This is a genomic window from Thermocrinis sp. (assembly GCF_036781485.1).
Classification (GTDB): domain Bacteria; phylum Aquificota; class Aquificia; order Aquificales; family Aquificaceae; genus Thermocrinis.
Window position 1 is genome coordinate 49,169 of the sequence record NZ_DAIQAX010000004.1, and the last position, 9,337, is coordinate 58,505.

At 42.2% G+C, this 9,337-nt stretch carries 12 protein-coding genes; 10 read left to right on the forward strand and 2 right to left on the reverse strand.

What is annotated here, in order from left to right; all coding sequences use genetic code 11:
- Nucleotides 1–4: 4 nt before the first annotated feature.
- Nucleotides 5–505 (reverse strand): DsbC family protein, encoded by a 501-nt coding sequence (locus tag V7P40_RS03450; protein ID WP_333784578.1) that lies wholly within the window; start codon nucleotides 503–505, stop codon nucleotides 5–7.
- 14 nt (nucleotides 506–519) lie between these two features.
- Here V7P40_RS03450 and murD point away from each other — a divergent pair, with 14 nt between their 5' ends.
- From murD to V7P40_RS03465, 3 genes are read left to right on the forward strand one after another with little or no spacing between them, the layout of a single operon-like run.
- Nucleotides 520–1,779: a UDP-N-acetylmuramoyl-L-alanine--D-glutamate ligase gene (gene murD / locus V7P40_RS03455; RefSeq protein ID WP_333784579.1), complete on the forward strand. Its 1,260-nt coding sequence runs from the start codon at nucleotides 520–522 to the stop codon at nucleotides 1,777–1,779.
- Entirely contained in the window at nucleotides 1,760–3,103 is a 1,344-nt protein-coding gene (locus tag V7P40_RS03460) for an MFS transporter (RefSeq protein WP_333784580.1), read from the forward strand. The genes murD and V7P40_RS03460 overlap by 20 nt, the downstream gene beginning before the upstream one ends.
- Before the next feature lie 3 nt (nucleotides 3,104–3,106).
- On the forward strand, nucleotides 3,107–4,243 hold the full coding sequence (locus tag V7P40_RS03465; RefSeq protein ID WP_333784581.1) for a hypothetical protein: 1,137 nt from the start codon (nucleotides 3,107–3,109) through the stop codon (nucleotides 4,241–4,243).
- A gap of 3 nt (nucleotides 4,244–4,246) precedes the next feature.
- Here the strand turns inward: V7P40_RS03465 and V7P40_RS03470 are convergent, their stop codons facing one another.
- The gene (locus V7P40_RS03470) at nucleotides 4,247–4,492 is read right to left on the reverse strand and encodes a curli assembly protein CsgG (RefSeq protein WP_333784582.1); all 246 of its coding nucleotides are present in this window, start codon (nucleotides 4,490–4,492) and stop codon (nucleotides 4,247–4,249) included.
- A 51-nt stretch (nucleotides 4,493–4,543) separates the two neighbouring features.
- On the opposite strand from V7P40_RS03470, the gene V7P40_RS03475 reads away from it, so the two are divergent.
- The 7 genes from V7P40_RS03475 to V7P40_RS03505 all read left to right on the forward strand — a co-directional run.
- Complete coding sequence (locus tag V7P40_RS03475; protein ID WP_333784583.1) at nucleotides 4,544–4,876, forward strand: hypothetical protein; 333 nt, start codon at nucleotides 4,544–4,546, stop codon at nucleotides 4,874–4,876.
- A 10-nt stretch (nucleotides 4,877–4,886) separates the two neighbouring features.
- Entirely contained in the window at nucleotides 4,887–6,083 is a 1,197-nt protein-coding gene (locus tag V7P40_RS03480; RefSeq protein WP_333784584.1) for a phosphoglycerate kinase, read from the forward strand.
- An 11-nt stretch (nucleotides 6,084–6,094) separates the two neighbouring features.
- Nucleotides 6,095–7,165 carry a flavodoxin-dependent (E)-4-hydroxy-3-methylbut-2-enyl-diphosphate synthase gene (ispG, locus tag V7P40_RS03485; RefSeq protein WP_333784585.1) on the forward strand — a complete coding sequence of 357 codons (1,071 nt, stop codon included), beginning with the start codon at nucleotides 6,095–6,097 and terminating at the stop codon, nucleotides 7,163–7,165.
- Nucleotides 7,143–7,478 carry a hypothetical protein gene (locus tag V7P40_RS03490; RefSeq protein WP_333784586.1) on the forward strand — a complete coding sequence of 112 codons (336 nt, stop codon included), beginning with the start codon at nucleotides 7,143–7,145 and terminating at the stop codon, nucleotides 7,476–7,478. The genes ispG and V7P40_RS03490 overlap by 23 nt, the downstream gene beginning before the upstream one ends.
- A gap of 10 nt (nucleotides 7,479–7,488) precedes the next feature.
- A complete protein-coding gene (locus tag V7P40_RS03495) occupies nucleotides 7,489–7,779 on the forward strand; it encodes an AbrB/MazE/SpoVT family DNA-binding domain-containing protein (protein ID WP_333784587.1) in 291 nt (96 codons plus the stop codon).
- A gap of 2 nt (nucleotides 7,780–7,781) precedes the next feature.
- On the forward strand, nucleotides 7,782–8,408 hold the full coding sequence (locus tag V7P40_RS03500) for a flagellar hook capping FlgD N-terminal domain-containing protein (protein WP_333784588.1): 627 nt from the start codon (nucleotides 7,782–7,784) through the stop codon (nucleotides 8,406–8,408).
- A 2-nt stretch (nucleotides 8,409–8,410) separates the two neighbouring features.
- Nucleotides 8,411–9,337 (forward strand): flagellar hook-basal body complex protein (locus V7P40_RS03505; protein WP_333784589.1); only part of this gene is annotated, 927 nt, incomplete at its 3' end.

Here is a 9,337-nt window from a genome sequence, read left to right on the forward strand (position 1 = left end):
AAAGTCACTTCTTCACACCTATAATCTCAAGCATTCGTGGGTTGTACCCTTCTATAACTTTGTAGTCCTTTAGGATTATGTTGTACGGGGTAGCGTTTATGTTTAACGTCTTTGCTATCTCTATGTGCTCATCCACAAGACCACACTTTTTAACATCTAAAGACTTTCCGTCCATCCTACCAGAGAGCACCTCATCTAAGGCTTTTATTCTGTCCTTTGAACATGCTATATAGTCAGACTTTGCTCTGCTTTCTGGAAGGTTAGCAAAAGGAAGGAGAAATATATAAACCTTTATCTTATCGGGATGCTTTTTTAGGTCCTGCCACTCTTTCCTACAGTGGCCACAGTCCGGGTTTATAAAGGTGATAATTTCTACCTTTCCTTTCCCAAACACTATAGCCTTGCTTAGGGGTATTTGTTTTACCTGTTCTTTGACAAACTCACTGTATAGGTCTTGAGAAAAAACAACGGAAATTAAAGCAAAAAGTACAAACCAGAGTCTCATATTAAAATGATACCATGTCTAAGTTCTTGGTGTGGGGCTTGGGAATAAGCGGGCGAGCAGTGGTAAGGCTCTTAAAAAGCAAAGGCTACGAGGTTTATGTAGGAGACGATAAAGATAAAGCGGACTTTAGAGAATTCTTGCCTTTGGTGGATACAGTGGTTTTATCTCCAGGAATACCTCCTAACCATCCACTTTGGAAAGAAGCTTTAAGGCTTGGGTTAGACGTTATAGGTGAGCTGGAGCTTGCCTGGAGGTTTTTTAGAGGAAGGGCTATAGCCATAACTGGCACAGACGGAAAATCTACAACCACAAGGCTAACCTATCTGATGCTAAGTAAGTTTTTCAAAGAGGTTGAGGAAGGTGGCAATATAGGAGTTCCCTTTTCGGAGGTAGTTTTAAAAAATCCAGAGTGTTTGGCGGTTTTAGAAGTTTCTTCCTTTCAAGGGAAGACCTTAAAAAGCTTTCGCCCCATAGGGGGTGCCTTTTTAAACTTTTCTACGGACCACTTGGACTGGCATCCCAATTTAGAGGACTATCTTCAAAGTAAATACAACATATTTTCAAGGCAGAGGGAAGAGGACTTTTTAGCTGTGAATGCCTTTCAAGAAGAGACGAAAAACACACCTACCAAAGCACGAAAGATTTTAATAGGTGAAAAGGAAGCTCACATAAAGGACGGAAAAGCTTACATTTTTGGAAGGGAGGTTTTTAGCTTGGATAGGTTAAACATAGTTGGCGTGCACAACGCTTTTAACATGCTAACCGCTGCGGTCATAGCTCAAATGCTCGGTGTTCCAGAAGAGGTCATAAAGGATGTGGCTTACACTTTTAGAGGACTTCCCTACAGGCTGGAGTATATGGGAGAGTTCAACGGCATTAGAATATACAACGATTCTAAATCCACCACGCCCAACGCACTTAGGTCCGCCCTTGAGAGCATGCCAGACCATAAGGTTATACTCATAGCGGGTGGCAAGGACAAAGGCTTGGACTTTGAAAGTCTGTCTTCTTTGGTTAGAAAGAAGGTAAAAGCCTGTCTATTGATAGGAGAAGCAAAAGAAAAGATTGCCAAAGCTTGGAACAAAGCCACGGATGTTTACCTTCTTAGCAGTTTGGAAGAGGCAGTGGAGAAAGCTTTACGCATTGCCCAAAGGGGAGACGTGATACTCTTCTCTCCTGCTTGCGCTTCCTTTGACATGTTCAGAGATTACAAGGAGAGGGGAGAGAGGTTTAAGTCTCTTGTGGAGGAGTTCTATGAGGTTTATAAAAACTGATCTAACCTGTAGGTTGGATGCGTTGCCCTGGACGGGTTTTCATACAAGATTCGTAGTTGCTTTGGGCATTACTTGGGTTTTGGATGCCTTTGAGGTGGTCATAGTGAGCGCGGTTCTCAAGCCTATGGCAAAACAGCTGGAGCTTTCTACTCAACAGGCATCCCTTTTAGTAAGTGGCTTTCTCATAGGTGCCATAATAGGTTCTTTGCTGTTTGGATACCTTGCGGACAAGTTCGGCAGAAAGAGCCTTTTTATCATAACTCTTCTTCTATACTCTGGTGGAACTTTTTTGACAGGCTTTGCAGATAGCTTTGAGTTTGCGATGTTATGCAGAATACTCGCTGGTGCAGGCTTAGGTGGAGAGTTTGCAGCTATTCAGTCAGCCATAGATGAGTTTGTGCCTGCACGCCACAGAGGAAAGGTAGATGGAACCATAACTGCTCTCTGGAACTTGGGTAGCATAATGGCTTCCCTGTCTGGTCTCTATCTTCTTAAAACCTTTGACGAATCCTTTGCCTGGAGGGTAGCATACTTTTTAGGAGGAATTCTTGCCTTGTTGATAGTCTTTATAAGGCTTTACGTGCCAGAATCCCCAAGGTGGCTAATAGCCAAAAACAGAATAAAGGAAGCGGAGGAGATAGTCAAAAGGGTAGAAAAAGAAGCTGGCTTTTCTCCAAAGGCAGAAAGCTGTGATATACCAGTATTTGAAGGCAGCATCTTTGATGCTACAAAGATAATCCTTACAAGGTACAGATGGCAGTTCATATTTAGCGCATCCATGAGCTTTACTATTTTGACTACTTACTACGGCATGATAACTTTCTTGCCACTGGTTCTTTCAAAGGTTTATAACCTTTCTTCTCTGGAAGTGTCCAGCGTGCTGTTTTTTGGAAGCGTGGGTGGCTTGATAGGTGGTTTAACAGTAGCCTTTTTAAACGATAATCTGGGAAGGAAACCCTTGGGCATAGGTATAAGCTTTTTGTCCATGCTTGCTGTTTTTCTCTTTCTGTTAAAAGGCGTAGATCCAAGAGTATTGTACTTTGTGTATTCCTTGATTGCATTTTCCTTTGCGTCCGTGGCTTATGTGATAGCTACCGAGATATATCCTTCCTACATAAGAGCATACGCCATAGGCGTGCTTTCTGTAATTGGCCGATTGTCTGGTGCCTTTGCTCCGGCGGCAGTGGTCTCCATAGCAAACCAAGACTATAGGTTGGGCATTTTTACTATTGCCAGCTTTTGGCTAGTTGGTTTTACAAGCTTTTTAATCTACTCAATAAAGGGCAAAGAGACAAAAGGAAAACCTATAGAGCAGATAAGCTAAATCATGAAAAGGATACTCTATCTTACCACCATTTTTATGCTCCTTTCCATCTCGGTGTTTGAAGGGTTTGTGATTGTTCTTATGGCTTACACTTTCTACTTAATAGCCAGAGGAGGGCTAAAGCCCTACGGAAGACTCCTGAGCCCTCTCTTGCTTCACGCCATTCCCACCATCCTTTCAACCTTTCTTTACACACCTTCCCAAACAGGAAAGGCCATAGAGAGGTCGCTCTTTCTTCTGATATATCCCTTAGGTGGTAAAGAAAAGCTAAGTTATGAGTTTTTTAAAAAGTTCAACCAGCTTTTGATTTTTACGGGTGTTTTGTTAATACCTGTGGTGCTTTACAACTTCCACAAAGATGGAATACTTGCACCTTTGTGGGGTGGAGTGTTTGAAGTAGGGTTTCTTTATTCTTTTTTCTCCATAAGCGCCTTGTCCATGTTTCTATTTACCAAAAGAAAGATTTATTTCGTTCTTTTCCTGATTTTTATGGAGTTTGTGTTTGCCAGCATGAGAAGATCTGCCGTAATGGGATTGGTCTTTACTCTACTTTTGATCATCTACTTAGTGAGAAAGATAGTTTCTAAGAAGTTTGTGATTGCTACTTTGACTTTCATGGGTTTTAGCATGGTGATAACTTTTAGCGTTCTTGTTCAGAAAGACCAGCGTTTTTCTACGATGACTGAGGTATTGCTTGGGCAAGAAGCCTTGAACGAAGAAACCTTAGACGTGATTTCAAGCATAAGATGGACCATCTTCAAGGCAGGCTTGGAGGTGATAAAGAAAGACCTTAAGGAAGGAAACTACCTTCCGCTGCTTATTGGACGCGGTCTAAACTCAGGATACTACCTTGAGCCCAAGTCTCCAGTAGGTGGAACTTACGAGTCTGTCTTTTTGCTTTCCGAATTCATAGAAAAAGGTATTTTGGGACTTTTGGGCATCCTATGGCTTTGGTGGGCTTATTACTCTTACATCCTGAAGTTAAAATTGAGAAAAGAAGAAGATTTCCTTCTTATTCCTTCCCTTTCTTTTTTATCTACCATGCTGATAGGCAGCGTATTCACCATGTTTTGGGATGCTATGCTACCTTGGACACTTTTGGTCTTCAGAGTGGCGGAAAAACATCTGGAGAGCTCTTAAGCTTTACTCCGTCTTTCTGTAAAACCTAATTAGCTTTCCGCTGTTTACATCTACCAGAGCGGTTCCTTCTGAACCCCTAACCCTATAGTAGCACTCCCCTTTTTTGTTCCTTGAAAGATTTATACTGTAGACTTTCCCAACAAATTGGGATGCCTGCCTGCTTGCATCTTCCACGCTGAGCCTTGGGTTACACTGGTCCAGGGATGCGAAACTCAAGCTAACTATCAACAAAATACCTGCAAACACCATAATAATATTATACGCTAGACACTGTTAAAATATTTGGCAGGAGGTTTGATTATGAAAAGTTCCATAGACGTTCAACTTCTTGAAGAGCTTTCTAGCTTAGAGTATTACATTGTGAAAACTCCCATCAACTCAAAAGACTTTTGGAAAGAGTGGCAGGAGAAGTTCTCCAGAGTTTATATGGCAAAAGTTGCAGCAAAGAAACTTTTAAAAAGCAAGAAGATGAGTTACGATGAGATTTCCAAGTATAAATCCATACTTGCGGTTTATGAAGAAATCCTATACTACTTAGAAGTTTTAAAAGCCCTTGCTTTGCAGGTCAGAGGTTTCTACTCTGCTGGACAGGACATAGAGCTTGACGACGAAGATATTGATATAGATTTTTAGGGGGTTAAAAATGCCCTTCGGAAAAAAGACTTTGAGGGATGTGGAAGTTTCTGGCAAGAGGGTTTTGGTCAGGGTAGATTTTAACGTGCCCATAGATGAATTTGGGAACATAGAGGATGATACGCGCATAAGGTCATCCATGCCAACCATTGAATACTTGCTGGATGCAAAGGCTAAGGTAATTCTTATGTCCCATCTTGGAAGACCAAAGGGTAAAAGGGATCCTAAGTTCAGTCTAAGTCCTGTGGCAAAAAGACTCTCCAGATATCTAAACAGAGAGGTTAAGTTGGCTCCTGCCTGCGTGGGAGAAGAGGTTAAAAAGATGGTTCAGGAATTAAAGGAAGGGGAAATACTGCTTCTTGAGAACCTACGCTTTAATCCTGGAGAGGAAAATAAAGACGAAGAGTTTGCAAAAGAGCTTGCAAGCTACGCAGAAGTTTACGTAAACGACGCCTTCGGCACATGCCACAGAAAGCACTCATCGGTCTATTTGGTTCCTAAGTTTCTCAAACCGGCTGTGATGGGCTTTCTTTTGGAAAAGGAAATAACATACTTTGAAAAAGCTATGGTCAATCCCCAAAGACCAGTAGTTGCCATCATAGGTGGTGCGAAGGTATCTTCTAAGCTTGGTATACTGAAGAACTTGCTAAGAAGGGTAGATAAACTCTTTATAGGTGGGGCTATGGCTTTTACCTTTATAAAAGCTATGGGCTATTCTGTAGGTAATTCCTTAGTGGAACAGGAGCTTTTGGAAACTGCAAAGGACATAATAGATGTAGCAAAGAAGCTGGGAGTTAAGTTTTACCTACCAGTTGATTTTGTTGTAGGCACAGAGATCTCAGACCAGACCCACACAAAGGTAGTCCCTTGGCAGGAAATACCGGAAGGGTGGATGGGTTTAGATATAGGACCTGTATCTATAAACCTCTTGAAAGAAGTAATTTCTGACGCTCAGACTATAGTTTGGAACGGTCCTATGGGAGTTTTTGAGCTGGACAGGTTCAAGGACGGCACATACGAAACTGCAAAGATGCTGGCGCAGTCCCCTGCCCTAACCATAGCAGGTGGGGGAGACACGGACCATGCCATACACAAGGCAGGCGTGTATAACGCCATAGACTTTGTTTCTACGGGCGGTGGAGCCTTTCTTGAACTTTTAGAAGGTAAAACCCTTCCTTGCATTGAAGTTCTGGACGATAAGGTTTAACTTTAAGAAGTATGATTCACCGAAGGAAGACAAGACAGATCAGCGTAGGTTGGGTAAAGGTAGGCGGATCTGCACCTGTAGTAGTGCAGTCTATGACTTCTACAAAGACTCACGACGTAGAAGCTACCCTGTCTCAAATAAAAAGGTTAGCTAAGGCTGGATGCGAGCTGATAAGGGTGGCAGTTCCTCACCAAGAAGACGTAGAAGCTCTGCCTGACATAGTTAAAAACTCCCCTATTCCAGTTATAGCAGACATTCACTTTGCACCTTCCTATGCCTTTAAGTCCATGGAAGCTGGCGTCCATGGAATACGCATAAATCCGGGAAACATCGGCAAAGAGGAGGTAGTAAAAGAAATAGTGCAAGAAGCCAAAAGAAAAGGAGTAGCAGTTCGGTTGGGGGTAAATTCAGGATCCCTTGAAAAGGACCTTTTGGAAAAGTACGGCTACCCAAAGGCAGAGGCACTTTTTGAGAGTGCCATCAGGTGGTCTGAAAAGTTTGAAAAGTGGGGGCTTTATAATTTCAAGGTTTCTATAAAAGGTTCGGATGTTCTGGAAAACGTAAAAGCCAATGAGCTCTTTGCAGAGAAAACAGATATACCACTGCACATAGGAATAACAGAGGCGGGTATGGGCTTGAAGGGAATAGTAAAATCTTCTGTGGGTATAGGCATACTGCTCTACAAGGGTATAGGAGATACGATAAGGGTTTCTTTGACGGACGATCCAGAAGTGGAGGTGGAAACAGCTTACGCCATACTTCAATCCTTGGGTCTAAGAAGAAGGGGTATAGAAATTATAGCCTGTCCCACCTGCGGCAGAATAGAGGTAGATTTGCCTGAGGTAGTTAAGGAAGTGGAGGAGAAATTAAAGGGTGTGCAAAAGCCTTTGAAGGTTGCCATAATGGGGTGTGTGGTCAATGCCATAGGAGAGGCAAGAGAGGCAGACCTTGGCCTTGCCTGCGGGAAAGGCTTTGCTTGGCTATTTAAAGACGGAAAACCTATAAAGAGAGTGAGCGAAGAAGATATGGCAAAAGCTCTATTGGAAGAGGTTTTAAGCTATGACAGAAAAGGAGAAGTATGAAAAGCTGTTAGAAAAAGCTCAGTTGATAGACAAAAACGTTCAGATAAATTTTGTAATACTTGACCTAAATCCAAAGTGGATGAAGTGCAGAAGGACGAGAAGGCTTGTTTTTCAGTTTCATAAGCTTGGTCAAGAAGAGGGCATGACCGCTTGCGGTCTAAGGCTTGAAAAGTATCAGATACTACCAGAGAGGCAGGAGAATTTGGTCATAACCCAGGTAAACATGATGCTTGGAGGTCTTGGCCTTTTGGTATTCTTTGACCTTTGTCCCCAATGCTTTGGCAACGTTAATAGATGTTCTCCAGAAGTTTGATATAAACTTTTTGTCAAACTACTTGGCATTGTCAAACAACTTTTATATATTCAAACTTATGGAAGAAATCGCAAAGGTAATGGCAAGGGGACTGATAGCTTTGCCGAGTGACGTAAGAAAAAAACTAAACTTGAAGGAGGGAGACATAGTAAAGGTGCAAGTCAAAGACAATCAGATCATCTTGGAAAAGGAGGAAAGAATATACGACCTAAAGGGAAGCATTAAGGAGGTAAAACCTGCTGAAAAGAGCTTTGCCCAAATACTCCAAGAAGAGCTAAACAAAAAAAGAAAGGAGGGGTAAAGATGGAAGTAAGCTTGAAACCATCCGCGCCAAAGGTATTGCCACCCAACTACACTCCTGGTGTAGATAGTATGAGCTCTGAAGATTTTCTAAAAGTATATCTGGAGACGCTAAGATATCAGGATCCATTCCAAGCGCAGGATCTTTCAAAGATGTTAGACGATATGGTCAAGTTAAACCAAGTTAGGTTTTTTAACGACATAAGATCCTTCACCGAAGGCATAAAAGCCCTCTTTAACCAATCTACCCTAATTTCCAGTCTTTCCCTAGTGGGTAAGGATGTCGTTTTTTCGGTTGAGGAAGTTAACACACTAAAGGAAGGACAATACAGCCTTTTATCTTCAGAAAACATAAATGGTGCAGTAATTAAGCTCTTGGATGGGGACACGGTAGTGAAAGAGTTAAGGATGGACCTTAAAAAGGGTCTGAATGAACTCAGTTTGGATGGCCTTCCAGGAGGGCAGTTTAAAGTTAAGGTATACAAAGACGGAATGGAATATCCCTACGTGCAGGTTGGCATGAAAGGTGGTATAAAAGCCGCAGCAGTTATAAACGGAGAGCTTCTTTTTGAACTTACCGATGGTAGCTTTCTAAGTCCGTCAAAAATAATATACATAGGGGGTGTTTAGCCATGATGAGAAGCTTTTTTAACGCAGTTACAGGGCTTAACGCATACAGAACCTGGATGGACATAACCTCTGATAACTTAGCTAACATAAATACTATAGGATTCAAGGGAAACAGGCCCATCTTTCAAGATGTGATATCTTCAGTTAATATAGGCCTAAATACTGTGACGAACACTATGAAATCTACCACGTATGGGGCAGGTATTCTGGTGAATAGCACGCAGAAGCTCTGGGCCACAGGCAACTTTAAACAGACGGGTGTAAATACAGACCTTGCCATACAGGGCAGAGGTCTTTTTATAATTAAGGATCCGATAAGCAACGCTTTCTATTACACCAGGGATGGGCAATTCAGAATTAGCAGGGATGGTTATATGGTAAATTCTGGGGGCTTAAAACTTCAGGGTTTTAGAGTGGACGAGAAGGGGAAAGCCATAGGCACTGGGCTTGAGGACATACACGTTATACAACAACTTCCTCCAAAATCCACAGGAACAATCACCTTTTTACAACCTTCCAATTTAAACGCCGACGCTGCCGTGCCAGCAGTAGCCTTTGACCCAAACAACCCAACTTCCTACAATTACAAATACACAATAACAATATATGACAGTTTGGGCACTCCCTATCAGGCGGACTTATTTTTTAGAAAATCAGCAACAAATAGGTGGGAAATTTACCTCCGCTCAGACATTGATCCTAACACCCCTGGTTATGAATTCTCTGGTAATTGGGTTGGTGTAAGGTTTGATGCTTCTGGTAAGTTGGTATACGATAACGATGTAGTTCTTAGAGAGCCTGCACCTGATGGTAAGAGTTTTTTGTATTATTTAAATCCTGCTTCCTTGACTGTCCCAGCAATTACACCCAGCGGTGGTAGCTTTCCAGCTGCTGCAAATTGGCGCATATACGTAGGTGAAACACCCCAA

What these genes read in the sequence shown, in the direction of transcription:
- V7P40_RS03480 (WP_333784584.1), top strand. Translation starts at nt 4,887, where the DNA reads ATGCCCTTCGGAAAAAAGACTTTGAGGGATGTGGAAGTTTCTGGCAAG.
- V7P40_RS03450 (WP_333784578.1), bottom strand. Translation starts at nt 505, where the DNA reads ATGAGACTCTGGTTTGTACTTTTTGCTTTAATTTCCGTTGTTTTTTCT.
- V7P40_RS03460 (WP_333784580.1), top strand. Translation starts at nt 1,760, where the DNA reads ATGAGGTTTATAAAAACTGATCTAACCTGTAGGTTGGATGCGTTGCCC.
- V7P40_RS03490 (WP_333784586.1), top strand. Translation starts at nt 7,143, where the DNA reads ATGACAGAAAAGGAGAAGTATGAAAAGCTGTTAGAAAAAGCTCAGTTG.
- ispG (WP_333784585.1), top strand. Translation starts at nt 6,095, where the DNA reads ATGATTCACCGAAGGAAGACAAGACAGATCAGCGTAGGTTGGGTAAAG.
- V7P40_RS03470 (WP_333784582.1), bottom strand. Translation starts at nt 4,492, where the DNA reads ATGGTGTTTGCAGGTATTTTGTTGATAGTTAGCTTGAGTTTCGCATCC.
- V7P40_RS03500 (WP_333784588.1), top strand. Translation starts at nt 7,782, where the DNA reads ATGGAAGTAAGCTTGAAACCATCCGCGCCAAAGGTATTGCCACCCAAC.
- V7P40_RS03475 (WP_333784583.1), top strand. Translation starts at nt 4,544, where the DNA reads ATGAAAAGTTCCATAGACGTTCAACTTCTTGAAGAGCTTTCTAGCTTA.
- V7P40_RS03465 (WP_333784581.1), top strand. Translation starts at nt 3,107, where the DNA reads ATGAAAAGGATACTCTATCTTACCACCATTTTTATGCTCCTTTCCATC.
- murD (WP_333784579.1), top strand. Translation starts at nt 520, where the DNA reads ATGTCTAAGTTCTTGGTGTGGGGCTTGGGAATAAGCGGGCGAGCAGTG.